At 68.4% G+C, this 20,116-nt stretch carries 22 protein-coding genes; 14 read left to right on the top strand and 8 right to left on the bottom strand.

Translation table 11 applies throughout. The annotated features are described in order from the left end of the window. The first annotated feature begins 3 nt into the window (after positions 1 to 3). On the top strand, positions 4 to 480 hold the full coding sequence (locus AB0M65_RS05575; RefSeq protein WP_364021877.1) for a QsdR family transcriptional regulator: 477 nt from the start codon (positions 4 to 6) through the stop codon (positions 478 to 480). Between the two features lie 4 nt (positions 481 to 484). On the opposite strand, the gene rsmI is transcribed toward AB0M65_RS05575, so the two are convergent. Beyond that, positions 485 to 1,318, bottom strand: coding sequence for a 16S rRNA (cytidine(1402)-2'-O)-methyltransferase (rsmI, locus tag AB0M65_RS05570; RefSeq protein ID WP_364021874.1), 834 nt, complete (start codon positions 1,316 to 1,318; stop codon positions 485 to 487). A gap of 68 nt (positions 1,319 to 1,386) precedes the next feature. Here rsmI and AB0M65_RS05565 point away from each other — a divergent pair, with 68 nt between their 5' ends. Then, positions 1,387 to 2,958, top strand: a complete 1,572-nt coding sequence (locus AB0M65_RS05565) for a phospholipid carrier-dependent glycosyltransferase (protein WP_364021871.1) — start codon at positions 1,387 to 1,389, stop codon at positions 2,956 to 2,958. A 35-nt stretch (positions 2,959 to 2,993) separates the two neighbouring features. Here the strand turns inward: AB0M65_RS05565 and AB0M65_RS05560 are convergent, their stop codons facing one another. Together AB0M65_RS05560 and AB0M65_RS05555 are read right to left on the bottom strand one after the other, a co-directional pair. Next, positions 2,994 to 3,941 (bottom strand): DMT family transporter, encoded by a 948-nt coding sequence (locus AB0M65_RS05560; protein ID WP_364021868.1) that lies wholly within the window; start codon positions 3,939 to 3,941, stop codon positions 2,994 to 2,996. A 119-nt stretch (positions 3,942 to 4,060) separates the two neighbouring features. Further along, the gene (locus AB0M65_RS05555; protein WP_364021866.1) at positions 4,061 to 4,303 is read right to left on the bottom strand and encodes a hypothetical protein; all 243 of its coding nucleotides are present in this window, start codon (positions 4,301 to 4,303) and stop codon (positions 4,061 to 4,063) included. Here AB0M65_RS05555 and AB0M65_RS05550 point away from each other — a divergent pair. Further along, positions 4,296 to 4,667, top strand: coding sequence for a hypothetical protein (locus tag AB0M65_RS05550; RefSeq protein ID WP_364021863.1), 372 nt, complete (start codon positions 4,296 to 4,298; stop codon positions 4,665 to 4,667). The genes AB0M65_RS05555 and AB0M65_RS05550 overlap by 8 nt on opposite strands. Positions 4,668 to 4,761: 94 nt before the next feature. On the opposite strand, the gene AB0M65_RS05545 is transcribed toward AB0M65_RS05550, so the two are convergent. Continuing rightward, positions 4,762 to 6,537, bottom strand: coding sequence for a serine/threonine-protein kinase (locus tag AB0M65_RS05545; RefSeq protein WP_364021860.1), 1,776 nt, complete (start codon positions 6,535 to 6,537; stop codon positions 4,762 to 4,764). A 184-nt stretch (positions 6,538 to 6,721) separates the two neighbouring features. Here AB0M65_RS05545 and AB0M65_RS05540 point away from each other — a divergent pair, with 184 nt between their 5' ends. Both AB0M65_RS05540 and AB0M65_RS05535 read left to right on the top strand, forming a co-directional pair. Then, the gene (locus AB0M65_RS05540; protein ID WP_364021857.1) at positions 6,722 to 8,593 is read left to right on the top strand and encodes a propionyl-CoA synthetase; all 1,872 of its coding nucleotides are present in this window, start codon (positions 6,722 to 6,724) and stop codon (positions 8,591 to 8,593) included. Between the two features lie 269 nt (positions 8,594 to 8,862). Beyond that, positions 8,863 to 10,455 (top strand): beta-N-acetylhexosaminidase, encoded by a 1,593-nt coding sequence (locus tag AB0M65_RS05535; protein ID WP_364021854.1) that lies wholly within the window; start codon positions 8,863 to 8,865, stop codon positions 10,453 to 10,455. Positions 10,456 to 10,503: 48 nt separating this feature from the next. Here AB0M65_RS05535 and AB0M65_RS05530 read toward each other — a convergent pair whose 3' ends face one another. Then, positions 10,504 to 11,115, bottom strand: a complete 612-nt coding sequence (locus AB0M65_RS05530; RefSeq protein WP_364021851.1) for a TetR family transcriptional regulator — start codon at positions 11,113 to 11,115, stop codon at positions 10,504 to 10,506. Continuing rightward, positions 11,105 to 11,800, bottom strand: a complete 696-nt coding sequence (locus tag AB0M65_RS05525; protein ID WP_364021848.1) for an MOSC domain-containing protein — start codon at positions 11,798 to 11,800, stop codon at positions 11,105 to 11,107. The genes AB0M65_RS05530 and AB0M65_RS05525 overlap by 11 nt, the downstream gene beginning before the upstream one ends. A gap of 166 nt (positions 11,801 to 11,966) precedes the next feature. Between AB0M65_RS05525 and AB0M65_RS05520 the strand changes: the two genes are divergently transcribed. After that, the gene (locus AB0M65_RS05520) at positions 11,967 to 12,170 is read left to right on the top strand and encodes a hypothetical protein (RefSeq protein WP_364021845.1); all 204 of its coding nucleotides are present in this window, start codon (positions 11,967 to 11,969) and stop codon (positions 12,168 to 12,170) included. Positions 12,171 to 12,175: 5 nt separating this feature from the next. Here AB0M65_RS05520 and AB0M65_RS05515 read toward each other — a convergent pair whose 3' ends face one another. Then, positions 12,176 to 12,778, bottom strand: a complete 603-nt coding sequence (locus AB0M65_RS05515) for a DinB family protein (RefSeq protein WP_364021842.1) — start codon at positions 12,776 to 12,778, stop codon at positions 12,176 to 12,178. Between the two features lie 140 nt (positions 12,779 to 12,918). Between AB0M65_RS05515 and AB0M65_RS05510 the strand changes: the two genes are divergently transcribed. The 4 genes from AB0M65_RS05510 to AB0M65_RS05495 all read left to right on the top strand — a co-directional run bounded on the left by AB0M65_RS05510 (position 12,919) and on the right by AB0M65_RS05495 (position 16,346). After that, a complete protein-coding gene (locus tag AB0M65_RS05510; protein WP_364022004.1) occupies positions 12,919 to 13,719 on the top strand; it encodes an SGNH/GDSL hydrolase family protein in 801 nt (266 codons plus the stop codon). Next, on the top strand, positions 13,698 to 14,255 hold the full coding sequence (locus tag AB0M65_RS05505; RefSeq protein ID WP_364021839.1) for a TetR/AcrR family transcriptional regulator: 558 nt from the start codon (positions 13,698 to 13,700) through the stop codon (positions 14,253 to 14,255). Before AB0M65_RS05510 ends, AB0M65_RS05505 begins: the two co-directional genes overlap by 22 nt. Before the next feature lie 256 nt (positions 14,256 to 14,511). Next, positions 14,512 to 15,684, top strand: a complete 1,173-nt coding sequence (locus AB0M65_RS05500) for a sensor histidine kinase (RefSeq protein ID WP_364021836.1) — start codon at positions 14,512 to 14,514, stop codon at positions 15,682 to 15,684. After that, positions 15,681 to 16,346 carry a response regulator transcription factor gene (locus AB0M65_RS05495; protein WP_364021833.1) on the top strand — a complete coding sequence of 222 codons (666 nt, stop codon included), beginning with the start codon at positions 15,681 to 15,683 and terminating at the stop codon, positions 16,344 to 16,346. The genes AB0M65_RS05500 and AB0M65_RS05495 overlap by 4 nt, the downstream gene beginning before the upstream one ends. Here the strand turns inward: AB0M65_RS05495 and AB0M65_RS05490 are convergent. Beyond that, the gene (locus tag AB0M65_RS05490) at positions 16,310 to 17,773 is read right to left on the bottom strand and encodes an NAD(P)/FAD-dependent oxidoreductase (protein WP_364021831.1); all 1,464 of its coding nucleotides are present in this window, start codon (positions 17,771 to 17,773) and stop codon (positions 16,310 to 16,312) included. The genes AB0M65_RS05495 and AB0M65_RS05490 overlap by 37 nt on opposite strands. Before the next feature lie 93 nt (positions 17,774 to 17,866). Here AB0M65_RS05490 and AB0M65_RS05485 point away from each other — a divergent pair, with 93 nt between their 5' ends. The 4 genes from AB0M65_RS05485 (at position 17,867) to AB0M65_RS05470 (ending at position 20,066) form a co-directional block, all read left to right on the top strand. Further along, positions 17,867 to 18,601 (top strand): DUF2786 domain-containing protein, encoded by a 735-nt coding sequence (locus AB0M65_RS05485; protein ID WP_364021828.1) that lies wholly within the window; start codon positions 17,867 to 17,869, stop codon positions 18,599 to 18,601. 76 nt (positions 18,602 to 18,677) lie between these two features. After that, positions 18,678 to 19,433, top strand: a complete 756-nt coding sequence (locus AB0M65_RS05480; RefSeq protein WP_364021825.1) for a GNAT family N-acetyltransferase — start codon at positions 18,678 to 18,680, stop codon at positions 19,431 to 19,433. A 28-nt stretch (positions 19,434 to 19,461) separates the two neighbouring features. Then, the gene (locus AB0M65_RS05475; protein ID WP_364021823.1) at positions 19,462 to 19,800 is read left to right on the top strand and encodes a helix-turn-helix domain-containing protein; all 339 of its coding nucleotides are present in this window, start codon (positions 19,462 to 19,464) and stop codon (positions 19,798 to 19,800) included. After that, positions 19,797 to 20,066 carry a hypothetical protein gene (locus tag AB0M65_RS05470; protein ID WP_364021820.1) on the top strand — a complete coding sequence of 90 codons (270 nt, stop codon included), beginning with the start codon at positions 19,797 to 19,799 and terminating at the stop codon, positions 20,064 to 20,066. The genes AB0M65_RS05475 and AB0M65_RS05470 overlap by 4 nt, the downstream gene beginning before the upstream one ends. Positions 20,067 to 20,116: the final 50 nt, after the last annotated feature.

Here is a 20,116-nt window from a genome sequence, read left to right as displayed (position 1 = left end):
GACATGCGTGATCTCGCCGGCGAGCTGGGGATCAGCCGCGCCACGCTGCACCGCTGGGTCGGCGGCCGGGACCAGCTGCTCGGCGAGATCCTGTGGTCGATGACCGTGGAGGTCTTCGAGGCGCGTGCTTCCGGCAAGCTCGGGCGAGGCGCCGAGGGGATCGCCGACCTCATCGGCACGTTCGTCCGGACCGTGAACGGTTCGAAGCCGTTCCGGGAGTTTCTGCGCAACGAGCCCGAGCGGGCGCTGCGGATCCTGACGACGAAGGCCAGCGTGGTGCAGAGCCGGGCGATCGCGAAGGTGCGCGACTTCCTGGCAGAGGAGGTCGCGGCCGGGCTGCTCACCCTGCCGTTGCCGGTCGACGACCTGGCCTACCTGCTGGTGCGGATCGGCGAGTCCTTCATCTATACGGACGTCATCACCGGCGCCGAGCCCGATGCCGGGAAGGCACGTGCGGCGGCGGCCGCCCTGCTTTCCTGACCGATCATTTACGGGACGCGAGGACGGCGTCGTAGAGCTCCTTCTTGGACACTCCCGTTGCTTCCGCGACCTCGGCGGCGGCCAACTTGAGGCGTTCACCGGCGGCGACCCGCGACGAGACCTCCGAGACCAGGTCGGCGACGCTCACCGAACGCGGCGGCGCGCCCGCGAGAACGACGGTGATCTCGCCTTTGACTCCCTCGGCGGCCCAACTGGCCAGGTCCGGGAGGGTACCGCGCTTGATCTCTTCGTAGGTTTTGGTCAGCTCGCGGCAGACGGCGGCACGGCGATCGGCCCCGAGGACGTCGGCGGCGTCGGCGAGTGTGCTCGCCAGGCGGTGAGGTGACTCGAAGAACACGACGGTGCGGGGCTCGTCCTTCAGGGAACCGAGCCACTTCGCGCGTTCGCCGGGTTTGCGCGGAGCGAACCCTTCGAAACAAAACCGGTCGCACGGGAGGCCGGACAGCGCAAGCGCCGTGGTCACCGCGGACGGGCCGGGAAGGCAGGTCACCGGCACATCCGCCTCGACACAGGCGGCCACCAGGCGGAAACCGGGGTCCGAAACACTCGGCATCCCGGCATCGGTCACCAGCACCACCGTCTCACCCGCTTGCAGCGATTCCAGCAACTTCGGCAGCCGGGCGGTCTCGACATCCTCGTAGAAGCTGACGACGCGTCCCGTCGTCGAGACGTCGAGGGCGGCGGTGAGGGACCGCAGGCGTCTGGTGTCCTCGGCGGCGATCACGTCGGCCGTCGCGAGGGCTTCGGAAAGGCGTGGCGAAGCGTCGCGGACGTCTCCGAGCGGGGTGGCTGCGAGCACGAGGCGTCCTTCGGTCATTTCCGAAGGTTAACCGGTTCCCGGATCCGGACACCGAGTTCACTCTCGCGCCCGTAGGATCAGGCCCCGTGACCGCGCTGCTGACCCGTGACGACGAGAGCATGCGGCCTGATCCGGTCGACGCGCTCCGCCCACCGAGCGACCGGGAGGCCACCCTCCTCGGCCGCGGTATGCCGACCGACCGCCTGCGCGGCTGGGTCGTCACGCTGGTGCTGACCTTGATCGGCGCCTTCGTCCGGATCCAGAATCTGGGTACGCCCACGGACAAGGGGACCCCCGTCTTCGACGAGAAGCACTACGTCCCGCAGGCGTGGCAGATGCTGCGCAACGGCGGTTACGAAGACAACTACGGCTACGAGCTGATCGTGCATCCGCCGCTGGCGAAGCACCTCATCGCGATCGGCGAGTGGCTCTTCGGCTACAACGCCTGGGGCTGGCGGATCATGCCGGCGCTGGCCGGCACGCTGATCGTGTTCCTCACCATCCGAATCGCACGGCGGCTGACCCGTTCGACGCTGCTCGGCGCGGTCGCCGGGATCCTGGTGATCAGCGACGGCGTGCTGCACCTGCAGTCACGGATGGGCATGCTCGACATCTTCATCGCGGTGTTCGTCCTCGCCGCGTTCGCCTGCGTGCTGTGCGACCGCGACCAGGTGCGGCGGCGGCTGGCCGTGGCCGTCCGCGAGGGCTGGGTGAACGAGTCCCGGTTCGGCCCGAAGCTGGGCTTCCGGTGGTGGCGGTTCGCCGGCGGGCTGATGATCGGCCTGACCTTCGGCGTCAAGTGGTCGGCGCTGTACTACATCGCCGCGTTCGGCCTGCTCACCGTGTTCTTCGACGTCGCGGCCCGCCGCGCCGCCGGGGTCGAGCGGCCGTGGTTGGGCACGCTTCGCCGCGACGTGCTGCCCGCGCTGTGGGCGATCGTCGTGATCCCGATCCTGGTGTACCTCGCCTGCTACTGGGCCTGGTTCGCGAGCGAGACCGCGACCGACCGCAATTACGTGGCGATCAAGGACATCGATCCGGGCTTCTGGGCCTGGATGCCACCCGCGTTGCGGTCGCTCGGCAACTACTCGATGAACGTCCTCGACTTCCACGCGAATCTCGTCACGCCCAAGGACAAACCTCATCCTTGGGAATCGAAGCCGTGGACCTGGCCGATGGGGTTGCGGCCGATGCTCTACGCCTACGCGGGCGGCAGCGAGGCGACCGGCTGCGGCGAGTCGACCTGCGTGCGCGCGACGATGCTGATCGGGACGCCGGCGATGTGGTGGCTGGCCCTGCCGATGCTGGGCTGGAGCCTGTGGCGGTCGTTTTTCCGGATGGACTGGCGGTACGCGGCCGTGCTCGTCGGCTACTTCGCCGGCTACCTGCCCTGGTTCACCAACCTCGACCGCCAGATGTACTTCTTCTACGCGACGCCGCTTTCGCCGTTTCTGATACTCGGGTTGACGCTGATCCTCGGCCAGATCCTCGGCAGCGCGAAACGCGGATTCGAACGACGAGGCACCGGCATGCTCGTCGTCGCCCTCTACGTGGGTCTCGTCGTGGCCAACTTCGCCTGGCTTTGGCCGGTCCTCAACGGCAACGCGATCACGAACGAACACTGGAACGCCGAGCTGTGGCTTCCGTCCTGGAAGTGACCCAGCAGGGTTGATCCAGAAGTCCGCTCAGTTCGTCACGGCAGCGGTGCTACTGGATCTGATATCCGACGACGCGTAAGGCGGGCACGGGCGAAGACCCCGGCCGCGACCAGCGCGGTGATCGCGACGATGCATACGAGCGACACCGCCGACGGCCGCAGCCGGGGATCCGGCAGCTGCAGGAGCAGCGCGAACACCGGAGACAGGGTCGTGATCAGTGCCGCGGTGATCGGTTCGGTATGCCGCACCCCGACCTGGAACAGGTACATCGGCAAGGCCACGCCGATCACCGCGAGCACGGCCGACGACACGAACGCTTCACCGAGCCGGGGCGTTTCGTCGAAAGCGGTGAAGGCCCAGCCGATCGCGATGGTCAGCCAGAACCGGTTGGCGAGTACGGAGCGCGGACTGGCCCCGGCGTCACTGAGCCGCTTCGAAAACATCACGTTGCCGGTGGACGCGAGCCCGCACACGAGCGTGAGAACGATGCCGAGGACGACTTCGGCGCCGGGGCGGGCGCCGACGCCGCTGTGTCCGGCGAGTGACGCCCAGACCAGCACGGCGAGCAGTCCGCAGATTCCGATCGCCGTGACGATCTCCACGCGCAGGACCGCGCTGCCGCGGCGAAGGAACGGACCCAGCAGCACCGTCAGCGCCGGGCCGATCGCCAGGCTGATCACGTTGACGATGGCGGGTTCGAGGAACTTGAGCGCGTACAACATGCTCAGCCAGGTGACCGCGGTGGTGACGTTGATGGCGAGGACGTCGGCGCGCTGCTCGCGGAACGGGCTCAAGGCCGTCGGCAGCCCTCGCCTCACGACTTCGGCGCCGAAGAAGAAGGCCGCCGCGAGGCTGAGCGAAATCGCCGCGACGCTGAGCGGGCTGAAAGTCTGGACCTGGTTGCCGGCGTAGACGTCGAGTGTCGCGGTGAACACCGCGAACGCCACCAAAGGCACCAGACCGGATCGTGCGGACGTCGTCATTTCTCCCCCAGGTTGCATGTACGTACATCTAATGTAGATACATGCAGATATCTTCAGCGGGCCGGGTACCCGTCAAGGTCGGGTTTTCCGATTCGACTGTGACACTTAGGCCGCAGTTGTTACTCTCCCCTGGTCAGTCGCAGCACGACAGGGGGCATCATGACGATCCGACCGCTCGGGGCGGCCTGCGCGGCCGCGGCGCTGTTCTTGATCGCGGGTTGCGAGGAGCAGACGCCGGGGACCGCGGCGCCGCAATCTTCGGTCGCTCCGGGTACCTCGGCGGCGCCGAGCAGCAGTTCGAGCGAACCTACGCCGACCGTGAGTGCTTCGCGTCCTTCTGCGACGACAGCGTCGGTGGCCACGACACCCACCGCGGGTGGCGCGGCGGCGCACACGCCGGACGGGGCGGCGAGCGTGATGGAGGAGTACCACCACGCACTGGGCGAGAAGGACCTCGAAACCGTCTGCCGGATCACCGCGCCCGCCTTCAACGGCGGGATGAAGGAATGCCGCAGCCTCACCCCGATGCAGTTCGGGATGTTCTCGGCGGACGATTTCAAGAAGCTGAAGCTCACTCGCGTCGACCGGGCGAAGGTGCAGAGCAAGGGACCGGACAAGGTCGTCGTTCCCCCGGGCGCGATCTCGCCGCAGGCGGCGATGATGGCGGCCGATCCCAAGACGTTCACCATGGCGTGGCGCGACGGGTCCTGGGTCATCGTCGACTGAGCGGGCCGGAAGAGAGCAAGGGACCTTTGCTATCACTCTCTCCTGGAGAGTGATAGCAAAGGTCCCTTGCTCTCTTTCCGCAGGTTTCCGCAGGTCAGCGTGGATGGCGCTGGGGCTGGGGCTGGTGCTGCGTCTGCGGTTTCTGCTGCGGAGGCCGTCGCGGCACGATCTGGGTCACCGGGCCGTCCGGCGACTTGCCCGCCCTGGCCAGCCAGCCTTCGACGTCGCGCCGCACGGCGGCGAGCGTCGGGCGGCGGCGTGGCTCCTGGTCGAGCGACGCGATGAGGATCCGGGCGTGGGCGCTGCGGTTCGGCAGCTTCGACACCGGTTCGGCGCGGGCGGCGGCCATGAGCGCGGCCATCGGGGTCTCCCGGGTACCGCGCGGAGGCTGACCGGACAGCGCGTAACTGACCGTCGCGGCCAGCTGCCAGGCGTCCGACGCCGGACTCGCCGGCGAACCCATCGCCTGCTCGGGGGCCACGAAGTCCGGCGTACCGATCATCATCCCGGTCGCCGTCATCTTCGAGTCACCTTGGCTGCGGGCAATGCCGAAGTCGATGAGGTGGGCGAGTCCGTTGCGGTCGAGGATGATGTTCGACGGCTTGAGGTCGCGGTGCAGCACACCCTTTTCGTGCGCGGCGGCGAGCGCGCCTGCCATGGTCGACCAGAGCCGCCCGGCGGCGATGTCGTCGAGCGGGCCCTGGGTGTCCACGATCTCGGACAGCGAGCGCCCTTCCAGATACTCCATCACCAGCGCGAGCCCGTCCGGCTCCTCGGCGAGGTCGTAGACGCGGACGCAGTTGGGGTGGTTCACCACCGCCAGCGCACGGGCCTCACGCTGCATCCGCTCCTCGGTGTCGCGGTCCGGCGCGTGCGCGATCTTCAGCGCGACCGTGCGGTTCAGCTGCGTGTCGATTGCTTCCCAGACGGTGCCGAAGCCGCCGTGGCCGAGACGGCGAACTCGCTTGTAGCGGCTGCCGCCGGAGTTGCGGGAACCCGGGGGCGCCGGAACCGGACCGGGCACCGCGGCCAACGCGGGTGGTTCGGGTGCCTGCGCCAGCGCCGTCGCCGGATACTGCTTGGGCGGGGCGGGCGGGGGCGTCAACTGCTGCTGCGGCTTCGGCGCGGGCGGCTCCGGCCGGTACGGCTCGACCTGCTGGCGGGGCTGCGGGTCCGGCCGGTTGATGACCGACCACGGCGGCGGCCCGACCAGCGCGACCGGGATCAGGCCCAGCACGCTGAGCGGCAGGAAGCCGAGCCAGAAGTGCACGGCGGTGTTCGCACCCATCCCGACGCTGGCCAGCACCATCAGCACGAACGGGATCCAGAAGAACCGCGAAGGCCACTTCGGGCCGCGGCGGAACGCTGTCCGCGCCTGCAGCATCACGAACAGCAGCGAAAGCGCGGGCAGGCCGACCAGCAGGATCAAGTAAAAGATGTAGCTCAGCTGCATCCCGTTCGGATAGAACAGGACCTCGTACACGTTTTGACCGCGGCCAAGGTACTCGCTCTGCGCGCCGATCAGCGGGCTGTAGTCGGTGTTGAACGTCGACAGATCGCTGGCGGAGAACCCGGAGTCACCGCCCTTCGGCGCGGCGGCCTCCTGGTAGACCTGCGAGACACCGGTGGCGAGCAGCCACGGCAGCAGGAAGACTGCGACGACGCCGATCCCGCCGAAGATGGACAGGGTCACCACGTCGTAGCGGTTGCCGGTGCCTTTGCGGATGATCGCGACGATCATCGCTCCCAGTGCGGGCAGCAGCGCGACCAGCGCTCCCGCGGTGCTCGTCGCCCACACCCAGTCACCAGGCCAGATACCTGGCCCGAACAGGCCGTGCGCGAACGAAAGCAGCGCGCTCGCTAGTCCCATGGACCCTGCTCCCCTCGCTAGTCGAGTCCGTTTCCGGCGGTTTTCCCCCGGTCCAGCTTAGGACGCCATGGGCCCTCGCAGGGTTGCCGGGTTGTCACGGGCGTCTCCGTGCCGTTACCACCAGGCATTCACCCGGTGGTGAGTCCATGATGGAGCCCCGTACCCGAGCGCGAAGGAGCATTCGATGTACGCCGAGTCGTACCAGCGGAGTCTCGAAGACCCGGAGGGCTTCTGGCTCGAAGCCGCGCGGGCGATCGACTGGACTCGCCCGCCGACGCGGGCCCTCGACGCGTCGAAGGCGCCCTTCTACCGCTGGTTCCCGGACGGGGAACTGAACACGGCGTTCAACGCGCTCGACCGGCATGTGCGGGACGGCCGCGGCGAGCGGACCGCGCTGATCTGGGACTCCCCGGTAACCGATTCCGTGCGCCGCTTCACCTACGCGGAACTGCTGGACGACGTCGCCCGGTTCGCCGGCGCGCTCGCCTCACTCGGGGTCGGGAAGGGCGACCGCGTCATCGTGTACTTGCCGATGGTGCCCGAAGCGGCCATCGCGATGCTTGCCTGCGCCCGGCTCGGCGCGGTGCACTCGGTGGTGTTCGGCGGGTTCGCGCCCAAGGAGCTGGCTGCCCGGATCGAACACGCGAAACCCAAGGTCATCGTGGCCGCGTCGTGCGGAATCGAACCGGCACGGGTCGTCGAGTACAAGCCGATCATCGACGAGGCGCTCGCGGGCACGGCCCACCAACCGGACAAGATCGTCGTCCTGCAGCGCGACCGCGCCCGCGCCGAACTGGGCGAACGCGACGTCGACTGGGCCGAACTGGTCGCGAACGCCTCCCCCGCCGATCCGGTGCCGGTGGCGGCGACCGACCCGCTGTACATCCTCTACACCTCCGGGACCACGGGGAAGCCGAAGGGCGTCGTACGCGACACCGGCGGCCACGCGGTCGCGCTGGCCTGGTCGATGGGTGCGATCTACGACGTCCATCCTGGCGACGTGTGGTGGACGGCGTCGGACGTCGGCTGGGTCGTCGGCCATTCCTACATCGTGTACGCGCCACTGCTCATCGGGGCCACTTCGGTCATGTACGAGGGCAAGCCGATCGGGACTCCTGACGCGGGCGCGTTCTGGCGGGTCATCACGGACCACGGGGTGAAGGCGCTGTTCACCGCGCCGACGGCGTTGCGGGCGATCAAGAAGGTCGACCCGGACGCGAACGAACTGAAGAAATACCAGCTCGGCCGGTTCGAAACGTTGTTCATGGCGGGTGAACGACTCGATCCGGAGACGTATCACTGGGCACACGAAAAGCTCGGCACACCGGTGATCGACCACTGGTGGCAGACCGAGACGGGCTGGCCGATCGCGGCGAACCCCCGCGGGCTGGAACCGATGCCGGTCAAACCCGGTTCCGCGACGAAACTGGTACCGGGTTGGGACGTGCGAATCCTGGACCAGGCGGGCGAGCAGCTCCCGGCCGGGAAGGAAGGCGCCATCGCCATCAAGCTGCCCCTGCCGCCGGGTTCGCTGCCGACCTTGTGGGACGACGACGAGCGGTATCGCGAGGCATACCTTTCCCGGTACGACGGGTACTACCTGACGGGTGACTCCGGGTACGTCGACGAAGACGGCTATCTGTTCGTCATGGGCCGCACCGACGACGTCATCAACGTCGCGGGCCACCGGCTTTCGACCGGTTCGATGGAGGCCGTGCTGGCTTCGCACCCCGCCGTCGCCGAATGCGCGGTGATCGGGGTGCGGGATCAGCTCAAGGGCCAGTTGCCACGCGGGTTCGTGGTACTCAAGTCGGGGGTCGACGCCGACGCCGAAACGCTCAAGGCCGAACTGGTCGCGCTGGTGCGCCGCGACATCGGCCCGGTCGCCGCGTTCCGTGACGTGTCCATTGTGGACGCGTTGCCGAAGACGCGGTCCGGCAAGATCCTGCGGAAGACCATGCGCGGTATCGCCGACGGCCGGGACGAACCCGTGCCGTCGACCATCGAAGACGCGAGCGTTCTCGATGCGCTGAAAACGGTGTTGCGCGGCGAGTGAACCGGTGATCGGTACGCCCTAGGGCGTGTCTGGCAGATCTCTTCGATGGGCTTCGTGATCCAGGTGGTTCGTGGTGGTGTGGGCCCTTCGGCCTCGTACTGGACGTACTCGGTCGAAGGGCCCGCGCCGCCGGGGGCCGCCTGGATCACGAAGACCACGAACGAGATTTGCAGACACGCCCCTAGTCCGATCGGGTGTTGTCCCCTTTGCCCTATTGGTCTATACCTCTAAGAGCAGAGAGTCTCCAGTTCCCCGACCGGAGGTGCTCCATGAGTAAATGCCTGTCCAGAACCGTGCTCGGCGTGGCCGTCCTGAGTCTCGTGACTTTCGGATTGCCCGCGACGGCGAGCGCGGACCCCACGACGGCGCAGCACGCGAAGGCCGAACGGACCGTGACCGACGTCGTCCCCGCACCGGTCGACGCGAAAGCCGATCCCCGCGAGAACTTCCGGCTCGGGCCGGCGACCGTCATCCGTACCGACCGCGACGGCAAGCAGGTCGCGGAATACCTGGCAGGCCTCCTGCGGCCCGCCACCGGCTACCGGCTGCCCGTCGTCAGCGGCCACCGCGGCGGCGGCCCCGCCATCTCCCTCGAAACCGGGCACGCGGGCGGCCGCGTGGGCACCGAGGGCTACCAGCTCAAGGTGTCGTCCTCCGGAGTGACGCTGAAGGCGAACACCGACGAGGGCTTGTTCCTCGGCGTCCAGACGTTGCGCCAACTGTTCCCGTCGGCGATCGACGCGAAGACCGTCCAGCACCGCTCGTGGGTGGTTTCGGGCGGCACCGTGCTCGACTACCCGCGCTTCGGCTACCGCAGCGCGATGCTCGACGTCGCGCGACATTTCTTCACGCCGGCGCAGGTCAAGCTCTACATCGACCAGATCGCGCAGTACAAGCTCAACACGCTCCACCTGCATCTGAGCGACGACCAGGGCTGGCGGATCGAGATCAAGAGCTGGCCGAAGCTGGCCACCGTCGGCGGGCAGACGGCCGTCGGCGGCGCGCCCGGCGGGTACTACACCCAGGAGCAGTACAAGGACCTGGTGCGCTACGCGGCTTCGCGGCACATCACGATCGTTCCCGAGATCGACATGCCGGGGCATACCAACGCGGCCCAGCACTCCTACGCCGAACTGAACTGCGACGGCGTCGCGGTGCCGCCGCGCACGGACATCGAGGTCGGCTACAGCTCGCTGTGCATCGGCAAGGACATCACCTACAAATTCGTCGACGACGTCGTCCGCGAACTGTCCGCGATCACTCCCGGGAAGTACATCAACATCGGTGGCGACGAGGCGCACTCGACCACACCGGAGGACTACCAGACCTTCGCCAAGAAGGTGCAGCCGATCGTCGCGAAACACGGCAAGCTGATCACCGGCTGGCACGACATCGCGAAGACAACCCCGCCGGTTTCGGCCGTTCCGCAGTTCTGGGGAACGACCGGCACGGACGCCAACGTCGCCGCAGCAGCGGCGCGGGGCAACAAGATCCTGATGTCGCCGGCGAACAAGGCGTACCTGGACATGAAGTACAACCCGCAGACGCCGCTCGGCCTGGACTGGGCCGCGTTGATCGAGGTCAAGGACGGCTACAACTGGGATCCGGCCACGTACCTGCAGGGCGTGACGGAGAAGAACGTGATCGGTGTCGAGGCGCCACTGTGGTCGGAAACGCTGATCACCAGTGACAACATCGAGTTCATGGCGTTCCCGCGGTTGCCGGGCCACGCCGAGATCGGCTGGTCTCCCAAGGCTTCCCGCTCTTGGGACGCCTACCGGCTCCGGCTGGCGAAGCAGGGCCCGCGATGGGTTCAGCAGGGGATCGACTTCTACCGGTCCACTCAGGTCGACTGGAAGTAGTCCCGTGCGACGGCCCGTTACTTGCGAATTTTTCAAGTAACGGGCCGTTCATGGCACGACGGCGGCGTCGAGACGGGCGGTGATGGCGGCCCTGGCGAGTGTGTAGGCCTCCGTGCCGCCGAACATGACCGAGTCCGCGTTCGCGGCCCGGCCGAGGGCGTGCAGTTCGAAGGCGAGCTGCTTCGCGTCGACGGACTCACGCAGGTGACCCGCTTTCCGCGCCGCGACGACGGTGGATCGGATGAACTCGGCGAAGCCCCGGCTCGCGTTCGCCACCGCGTCGTGGACCCGGCCCGTCCGCGCGTCGTACTCGGCGCCGGTGTTGAAGAAGAAGCACCCGCCCGGGAACACCCGGCGCTCCGAGTAGTCCAGCCAGTTCGCGCACAAGGCACGCAGCCGGGTGATCCCCTGCTCGACCTCCAGAGTCGGGGCGACGACGTTCTCGGTGAAGATCGCGCTCGCCGTCTCGACGGCCGCGAGCTGCAGTTCCTCCTTGGAACCGAATAACGCGAACACACCGGATTTGCTCAGTTCGAGTTCGGTGGCGAGCCTGCCGAGGGACAGCCCGTCGAGCCCTTCGACGGAGGCGATGTCGACGGCGCGCCGCAGCACGATCCGCCTCGTCGCGTCGCCGCGGGCCACCCGGCCGTCAACCGGCATTTCGTTCCTCCCACCGCCGTTTCGCCGATTCCAGGCCGTCACGGTACTGCCGGGAGAGTGCGGGCGCCGCGAGGATCCGGTCCAGTAACGACCAGTACGCGGTGCGGCGATCGTCGTCCAGCTGGGCGACGTTGGTGTACGACGCGATGTACACCTCCGCGATCGTCGGGTTCACCGGATCGCGTTCTTCGAGCGTCAGGGTGCCGGACGTGGGGACCTCACCCGTCCGAAGTACGCGCAGATACCAGCCACTGTGCCCGGAGTCGATCATCGCCGGGATGATGTCCTTGCGCCCGGTCTTCATCGCGAGTTTGAAGCACGGCGTCCGCGGCTGGGAGACCTGGACCAGCGCGCCACCCCACGACCAGACGTCGCCGATGCGCACGTCGTACTCGTCGGCACCCGCGACCGACAGATTCTCCCCGAAATCGCCCGCGACCGCCGAGAAACCGAGCGCCGACCAGGCCGCGTAGTGCGCGGCGGGGTAGACGTAAACCGCTTTGTCGACCCCGCCGTGGACCGTACGGTCCGCCTGGTCGTCGCCTGCCAGATTGATCTCGTCCAGTTTCAGGAAGGGCGCCTCCACCCGCGCCTTCGAGATGGCGCTGTACACCGGGATGTCCCGCTTCACGCCGAGCACGGACGGCCGCCCGACGAAGACTTCGTTCAGTTCGAGGGTGCTCATATCCTCGAAGGTAGCACGATCGTTCGTATATGCTTCCAGTACTCGCGCTGCCGCTCTACGGCGAGAGCGGCAACCTGGTGACGGTGCGCGAGGAGATCCACCAGCTGCGGACCCAGCGGCAGCCTCGTTCCGCGGCCCCCTGCTGACCGAGTCGGAGTCACCGGCCGTGCGCGAGGAGCGTGAGCCGGTCACCGCGTCAGTGCGGCGGGTCGTCCTTGACGGCGGGGATACCGCGGCGCTCCGGTCGTACTGGGAGACGTCGTGTGGTGCCGACGACCTCGCAGTCGTCGACGCGCTGTGCCGGATGCTCCCGGACACCGATCCGCGCCGGGCCGTGGCGTTCACCCACCGGGCCCGGCTGGGGCGCTAGCGAGGCTATGTCCGGAGGTCGTGATCGGGTGGGGCGATGGCCGCCGCGGCGGCGCGCTCGATCTGGTCGCGCCGGACTTCCCAGAAGGCCGCGTCGCGCTGCTGGGTGGCGTAGTCGGCGGCCATCCCGGTCGAGCCGTCCAGTTGTTCGCGCAGGATATCGGCGTGTCCGGCGTGCCGGCTGGTCTCGGTGAGCAGGTGGACGAGGACGTTGAACAGCATCACCCGCGGTCGCGGCCACCAGGGCACGTGACCAGGCGAATCAAGCGCCAGAGCCGCGATTGTCGCGTCAGAGTGCTCCCAAACGCGCCGGTAGCGGCCGATGACCTCCTCGCGTGTCTCGTGCTCGGTGGCCCACAGGTCAGCGCCGCGTTGCCCGAGGTCGTCCCATCGGGGCAGCGGTTCGGGGAACGGCCGGTCGAAAACCTCGCCGAAGTACCGGGACTCCGAGAGCGACAGGTGCTTGACCAAGCCGAGCAGGTTGGTTCCGGTCCGGGTCAGCGGACGGCGGATCTCGTACTCACCCAGTCCTTCGAGCTTCCAGAGCAGCACCTCGCGGACCTCTCGCAGGTCACTGTGCAAATACTCTTTCGCGAAATCATCGATCATGACGCGAGCCTGCCAGGAAGTTTCGTTCACTTGGTGGACGTGGCCTGGCGGCGTAGGCCCCCGCTCCCCGAAGTAGACAGCGTCTACCCAAGTTTGATAGACAGTGTCTACAAGGTGAACTCGTGGTTACGGAGATCTGGATGGGCTACCAACGTTTCGTCGTGCTCGGCGACAGCTGCGCCGAAGGGCTGGCCGATCCGCATCCGGACGGCGGGTACTACCGCGGCTGGGCCGACTTCGTCGTGGGACGCCTCGCCGAAGGAGAGCCCGGTTTCCGCTACGCCAACCTCGCCGTCCGAGGGCGGCGGCTCGACCAGATCCACGCCGAGCAGACCCCGGCGGCGCGCGGGCTCGCGCCCGATCTGATCGCGTTGTTCGGCGGCGGCAACGACGTGATGAGCCGCGGCTGGGACGCGCGTACGGTCGCCCGCCGCGTCGACGCCGCCATCCGCGCCTGCACCGAGATCGCGCCCGCCGTCGTCACCTTCACCCTCAGCGACATCTCCCACCGCATGCCGATGGGTCACCGCATGCGCCCGCGCCTCATCGCGCTGAACGACGCCGTCCGCGAGGCGTCCGTCAGCTACGGCGCGACGCTCGTCGACCTCTGGCCGGACCACGCGGCGCACGATTCCCGCTACTTCGGCCCGGACAGGCTGCACCTGTCCGAACAGGGCCACCGGCGCCTCGCCGGGCACGTGCTCGGCAAACTCGGCGTCGCGTCCGACCCGGCCTGGCTCGAACCGCTCCCCGGCCTCGACGCCCGTCCCGGCCTGCGGGCGGACCTGCGCTGGCTGACGAGGGAGGTCCTCCCGGTCGCGGTCACCCGGTTCCGCAACCGGCTCGCCGGCCGCCAGCCGGGTGACGGGTTCCTGCCGAAACGCCCCGATCTCCTTCCCGTCCTCACGGAGGCACAGGCGTGGGCGCCCGGACCCGCCTGATCGACACGGCGGCGAACCTGCTGGCCGAAGCGGGCGTCGGCGCGGTGACGCTGCGTGGGATCGCCAAGGCGGCAGGTGTCTCGCACGGGGCGCCGTTGCGGCATTTCTCCGGCCGCGCGGCCCTGCTCTCCGCCGTCGCCACCCGCGGCTACACCGAACTGCTCGATCGCGGCACGGACCTGCCGGACGGGACCCCGCGCGAACGGCTGGTCGCGGCCTGCCACGGCTATCTCGGCTTCGCGCTGGCCAATCCGGCGATGTTCGAGCTGATGTTCCGGCGCGACCTCATCGATCCGGACGATCCGGAACTCACCCGGGTGAGCAGCGCGGTGTTCGACTTCTTCGCCGCGCTCGTCGCCGAAGTCCAGGACGGCGGCTGGCATCCCGCGACCGATCCGCGACTGCTCGCGTCCTCGCTGTGGGCGTCACTACACGGCCTCGCCCAGCTGTGGCTTTGGGGCGGTCTGGCAGGCGCGAGCTTCGCGCCGTCACCGGAAAGCGCGCTGGCTGTCACCCTCGACGCCTATCTCGGCTGAACGTTTCTGCTCGGCGAAGAGGCGGCCCGCTTCGGGTACCCCTCCCAAAAGGCCCTCTTACCCGAAGTGGGTCAACCTCTTCGCCGAGTTGGGGGAATGGAATGTCCATCCTGGTTCGACGTTAACCGGACGGATCGCCCAGCGGAATCACCCCGAGACGGAAGCCGACGTAAACCTTCGCGGTATATCGTGGCGACAAATACCGCAGTAGTTGCAGGAATTGGGTCCCTTAACACTCCGGCGGTAGCTTTCGAACGTGCCGTCCCTCGCTCAACCGATTCAGCTCCTTCGCGCACGACCTTTGCTCGTCGACTGTCTCATCGCGGCCGCCGTGGCCGCCTTCCTCGCGCTGGGCGTGGCGCCTCGCGGCGGCTCGTTCGGCGACCCGGTCCCGGCCGGGGGTGTCTTCCTCGCCGTCCTGATCGCGCTTCCGCTGGTCGTACGCCGCCGTCATCCGATCGCGGTCCTGCTCGCCTCGGTTTCCCTCATGACCGTCTTCACCGCTCTGGGTTACCGGGCCACACTGGGCGAACCCGCGGCCTTCATCGCGGCGTACACGGTGTGGGCGCGCTATCCGCCCGCGAAGGCCGTGGCACCGACCGTCGTGTGGGTCGTCCTGTTCGAACTCGGCCTCGTGCTCGGGCATACGCCGTCCTTGGTGGTCGAAACGACGCGGCTGCTCGCACAGTGCGCGGGCACGATCATCGTCGGGCGGCTCGGCTACCTCCGCGCGGACAGGATGGTGGAGCGGGCCGTCCGGGCCGAACGCGAAATCCGGCTGGAGGCGGAGCAGGCCGTCGCCGAGGAACGCCTCCGCATCGCCCATGAGCTGCACGACGTGGTCTCGCACCACATTTCGGTGATCTCGGTGCAGGCCAACCTCGCACGGTACGTCTTCGAGTCCTCACCGGACACCGCGCGCGCCGCGCTCGACACCATCACCGGGACGACGACGGAAGCGCTCGACGAACTCCGGCGCCTGCTCGGGGTGCTGCGTCCACCGCATCGCGAACCCCACGAATACTGCCCGCAGCCCGGCCTCACCGATCTTCCCGCTCTGGTCGCACGTGTGCGTGAAGCCGGGCTCACGGTGAAGACGGAGAACGTCGGCGAGCCTCGGCGGCTGCCACCCGGCCAGCAACTGTGCACTTACCGCATCGCGCAGGAAGCGCTTACCAACGTTCTGAAACACGCCGGGAAGGCGTGTGCGGAGCTTTCACTCGAATACGGCGAGGAAGCGCTCGTGCTCCGCGTCCGCAATTCCGCTTCCCCGGAGACACCGCCGCCCAATCCGGCGGGACAAGGCCTCATCGGAATGCGTGAACGAGCGAGAATGTACGGTGGCTCGATCACGATGGGACCGGCCGGATCCGGCGGTTTCTCGATCGAACTGACCCTTCCCTATCTCCCGCAGGAGCGAACCCGGTGACCAGTGTGCTGGTGGTCGACGACCAGGATCTCGTCCGAGCCGGCTTCGTCGCCCTGCTCGACGCCGTTCCCGACGTACGCGTCGCGGGCGAAGCACGAAACGGCCTCGAAGCCGTCCAGAAGGCTCTCGCGCTGCGGCCGGACGTGATCCTGATGGACATCCGGCTGCCCGGACTCGACGGCGTCAAGGCGACCGAACGGATCCTCGCGGAGGCCGGTCCGGAAAAGCCGAGCGTGCTCATGCTGACCGTGTTCGACCTCGACGAGTACGTCTACACCGCGTTGCGCGCGGGCGCGGCGGGCTTCCTGCTCAAGGACAGCCCGCCGGAGACGCTGATCGCCGGCATCCACGCCGTCGCACGCGGCGACATGCTGTTCGGCCCGACCATCACCCGGCGGCTGGTCGAGGCCTTCACCCAGGGCCCGCCCGGGCAACCGGCGGCACCGCCGTCACTGGCCGGGCTGACCGAACGCGAACTCGAGGTGACGCGGTTCGTCGGCACCGGTATGACGAACGCCGACATCGCACGGAAGCTGCTGGTCAGCGAGGCCACGGTGAAAACGCATCTGAACCGGGTGATGACGAAACTCAGGATCTCCAGCCGGGCGCAGGCCGTGGTCGTCGCTTACGAAACGGGTCTCGTGCGGCCTCGCGGTTCCTGAACGAGCCTCTCGAAGTCCTTGCCCAGCACGGCTTTCGCCGCGTACCAGCCACCCATGCCGTGCACGCCGGGCCCCGGCGCCGTCGCGGCCGAGCAGAGGAAGACGCCACCCAGCGGGGTCCGGTGCGGATTCCATCGCGGGACCGGCCGTCCCAGTACCTGCCGCAGGTTCACCGCCCCGGTTGCGACGTCACCGCCGGGGTAGTTCGCGTTGTACGTCTCCAGTTCCGGCGCGGTGAGGCATCGGCTCGCCAGGATCGTGTCGGAGAAGCCCGGTGCGAACCGTTCGATCCGGCGGCGGACGATCTCGGTGACGTCGCGTGGATCGCCGTTCGGCACATGGCAATACGCCCACACCGGCCGCTTCCCCGGCAGCCCGCGGGACGGGTCCAGCGTCATCGGATCGGAGACGAGCACGTAACGGCCGTCCGGGTCTTCTCCGCGTGCGATGGCGTTTGCGGCGGCATAGACCTCGTCACGTGTGCCTCCGAGGTGGACGGTGCCCGCCTTGCCGACCTCGGGCATCGCCCAGGGAACCGGTTCGGACACCAGGAAATCGACCTTCGCCGCGCCGGGACCGTACCGGTAGGACTCCAGCGCCTCGCGGTAACGCGACGGCATCAGGTCGCGCGCGATGTCGAGGAAGCCGCGCGGGGCGATGTCGAGGATGATCGTTCGCGACTTCGCCAGTTGCCGCAGATCCGTGACGCGGCTGCCGGTGTGGATCCGCCCGCCGTGCGCGCGGACGTCGGCGGCGAGCGCTTCGGTGATGGCCTGGCTGCCGCCGCGGGCGATCGGCCAGCCGGTCGAATGCGCGAGGTGGCCGAGCAGCAGGGTCGCGCCGGCGGCGGCGAGCGAAGGCTGGCGGCCCATCACGTGCGCGGAAACGCCGGCGAGCATCGCGGGTGCTTCCGGACCGGTGAACAGACGGCGCTCCAGCCCGGAAGCGAGTGTCAGCATCCGGGCGGGCAGGAGTGCGGCGACCCGCGGATCGCGTGGTGGATGGCGGAGATCACCGAGCAGGAATTCGGTCACCTCGCGGCTGCGTTCGGCGAGCGGGCCCAGCAGGCGGCGCCACCGGGGGCCGTCCGCGCCGAGGGCGTCACAGGTCCGGTCGAGGTCCTCGTACGCGAGTCCGGCGCGGCCACCGTCGAGCGGATGCGCGTACGCGATCTCCGGTCGCAGGAGTTCGACACCGTGCCCGGCCAGGCCGAACCAGCGGAAGAACGGGGACGCCGCGGCCATCGGATGCCCGGTGGCGCAGATGTCGTGGCGGACGTCGTCGTCGAACAGCGGCGCGGTCCGCGTTCCCCCGCCGATCTCCTCCGCCGCCTCGTGAACCTCGACCGACAGCCCCGCACTGGCCAGCAGGACCGCGGCAGCGAGCCCGTTCGGGCCGGAACCGACCACCGACACGTCGTGCGACATGCCACCCCCTTGCCGGGGTCCGAACATCTGATCGAATATTGTCGGACCCCTCTCCTAGATTGATCCGGACCAACCCAATCAGGAAGGGGGGCCATGCCCGACCACGACACGCTGCTCGCGCGCGTCCGGAAACTCCTCGCCAAGGCGGAGGATCCGGCGGTCACCGAGGCCGAAGCCGAGTCGTACAACACCAAGGCCGCCGAACTGATCGCCCGGTACGGCATCGATCAGGCGCTGCTGGCCGCGTCCGGCGCGACCATGGACGAGATCACCCAGGTCACGATCCCGCTCGACAACCCGTACAGCCGGGACAAGGCGGGCCTGCTCACGAATATCGCGCACCCCCTGCGCTGCCGGGCGCTGCTGCACCGGCTCGGCCAGTCGGTCACCGCGGTGACCGTATTCGGCTTCCGCTCCGATCTGGAGCGCGTCGAACTGCTGTATACGAGCCTGCTGCTGCAGGCGACCACCCAGCTGACCAGGGTCCGTCCGGAGAACCGGGTGTTCGCGGGCGAATCGCTGGCCGCGTACCGGCGCACCTGGCTGCACGGGTTCTCCGGCGCGGTCTTCGAACGCCTTCGCCGCAGCGAAGACACCGCGGCCCGCACCCATACCGCCACCGCCGGCCAGCGTTCGGCGGAACTCGTCGTCCAGGACCGGACGGCGATGGTCCAGCAGGCCTATGACGAACAGTACGGCGACCTGCGTTCGGCACCGCCGAGACGCCTGTCCGGCAGCGGCTACCTCGACGGGCACTTCGCCGGGGAGCGCGCCAACCTCAACACCACCGGTCTCACCGGGCGGCGCCGCGCGCTGCCGGTGCGCTAGCCCGGTTTCCCGACGTGAAATAGCGGCACCGTGAAATCCCCTCGTGAGAGCGTGTGTCCTCGGGTCTACTGAGGACATGATCGTAATCGAAGACCTGTCCACCCGGCCTGATCTGCGCGAGCCCGCGCTCGGCCTCGGTGGAGCAGGCGGTGAATTCCTCCAGCACGACCGAACGGGCCTGCTGGCGAAGTCGTCCCATCTCGCCGCGCGCTGGCCGGAGTTCTTCCTCGTACTGATGGAAGACGGCGTTCCGGTGGCCAGAGCGGCCGCCGTCCCGGTCGCGTTCCCGACGGCCGAGCGCCCGGAACTGCCGGACCACGGCTGGGACGAGGCCCTGATCTGGGCCGCCGAAGACGTACTGGACGACCGTGAGACGAACACGCTGATCGCACTCGAAGTGATGGTCGCGCCAGGCCGCCGTGGTGGCGGCCTGGCCACAAAAGCCTTGGAAGCACTGAAGAAACGCGCCTCGGAGATGGGGATGCGCACCCTCGCCGTGCCGGTCCGCCCGGCCGGGAAGGAGAACGAACCGGAACTGTCCTTCGAGGACTACCTCGCCCGCCGCCGCCCGGACGGGCTGCCCGAGGATCCGTGGCTGCGCACGCACGAGCGGCTCGGCGCGCGGTTCGTGAAGGTGGCGCCGTTCGCGATGACGGTCACGGGCACCTTCGCGCAGTGGCGGACGTGGACAGGCGTGCGACTCCGGGACGGACTGACGACCGTGCCTGGCGGGATCGCGCCGGTGCTCGCCTCCTCCGCGCTGGACCTCGGCGTCTACGTGGAACCGAACGTCTGGCTGGAACACCTGGTAGTCCCGGCCAGCACCTGCTAGATTTCTTTGGCATGTGCAGGTTGTCGCTATGAACGCCACCGGACCTTCCGGCGACGAGCTGCTGCGGCTGCTGGGGACCCTGGCGAATCCGCACCGGCTGCGGATCGTCGCAGCGCTCCGCGCGGAGCGCGCCTACGTGAGTCAGCTGGCGCGAGAACTCGGCATCAGCCGGGCGCTGTTGCAGCTCCACCTGCGGAAACTGGAGGCGGCCGGGCTTGTCTCGGCCACTCTCGAGCTGTCGGAGGACGGGAAAGCGATGAAGTTCTACGAGGTGAACCCGTTCCTGGTCGAGCTGAGCCCGGACACCATCGCCGCCGCGGCGCCGACACTGAGTACACCCGGCATCGAAGAGGGGGAACGACCGTGAAGTGGCATCAATGGCAGGAAGTCGCCGGGCTGATCGGCATCTTCGTGTTCCTCACCGTGGTGATCACGGTGGTCGTCTGGCAGTTCGGCGCGACCATCCGGGCAAGGGGCGCACTCGCACGCGAGCAGGAATACCGCAGGCTCGCCGAAAAGGCCGTCCAGGCGCAGGAGGAGACCGAACGCAAACTCACCGAACTCGACGGCCGCCTCGCCGATCTCCAGAAGAGCGTGGGCTCGGTCGAACGGATCCTCAAGGAGGTCGACTGACCGGCCGGTGAAAGACCCTGGGCCGCCGAGCGGCAACTCGACGGCCCAGG

The sequence above is a fragment of the Amycolatopsis sp. NPDC051071 genome (assembly GCF_040682875.1).
Taxonomy (GTDB): Bacteria; Actinomycetota; Actinomycetes; order Mycobacteriales; family Pseudonocardiaceae; genus Amycolatopsis.
The sequence above is the reverse complement of the archived record's forward strand: the minus strand, read 5'-3'. Positions and strand labels throughout refer to the sequence as shown.

Coding starts and splice junctions, on each gene's coding strand:
- AB0M65_RS05560 (WP_364021868.1), bottom strand. CDS start 3,941: ATGACGACGTCCGCACGATCCGGTCTGGTGCCTTTGGTGGCGTTCGCG.
- AB0M65_RS05535 (WP_364021854.1), top strand. CDS start 8,863: ATGAGTAAATGCCTGTCCAGAACCGTGCTCGGCGTGGCCGTCCTGAGT.
- AB0M65_RS05475 (WP_364021823.1), top strand. CDS start 19,462: ATGAACGCCACCGGACCTTCCGGCGACGAGCTGCTGCGGCTGCTGGGG.
- AB0M65_RS05575 (WP_364021877.1), top strand. CDS start 4: ATGCGTGATCTCGCCGGCGAGCTGGGGATCAGCCGCGCCACGCTGCAC.
- AB0M65_RS05540 (WP_364021857.1), top strand. CDS start 6,722: ATGTACGCCGAGTCGTACCAGCGGAGTCTCGAAGACCCGGAGGGCTTC.
- AB0M65_RS05525 (WP_364021848.1), bottom strand. CDS start 11,800: ATGAGCACCCTCGAACTGAACGAAGTCTTCGTCGGGCGGCCGTCCGTG.
- AB0M65_RS05490 (WP_364021831.1), bottom strand. CDS start 17,773: ATGTCGCACGACGTGTCGGTGGTCGGTTCCGGCCCGAACGGGCTCGCT.
- AB0M65_RS05530 (WP_364021851.1), bottom strand. CDS start 11,115: ATGCCGGTTGACGGCCGGGTGGCCCGCGGCGACGCGACGAGGCGGATC.
- AB0M65_RS05480 (WP_364021825.1), top strand. CDS start 18,678: ATGATCGTAATCGAAGACCTGTCCACCCGGCCTGATCTGCGCGAGCCC.
- AB0M65_RS05510 (WP_364022004.1), top strand. CDS start 12,919: ATGGGCTACCAACGTTTCGTCGTGCTCGGCGACAGCTGCGCCGAAGGG.
- AB0M65_RS05485 (WP_364021828.1), top strand. CDS start 17,867: ATGCCCGACCACGACACGCTGCTCGCGCGCGTCCGGAAACTCCTCGCC.
- AB0M65_RS05515 (WP_364021842.1), bottom strand. CDS start 12,778: ATGATCGATGATTTCGCGAAAGAGTATTTGCACAGTGACCTGCGAGAG.
- rsmI (WP_364021874.1), bottom strand. CDS start 1,318: ATGACCGAAGGACGCCTCGTGCTCGCAGCCACCCCGCTCGGAGACGTC.
- AB0M65_RS05545 (WP_364021860.1), bottom strand. CDS start 6,537: ATGGGACTAGCGAGCGCGCTGCTTTCGTTCGCGCACGGCCTGTTCGGG.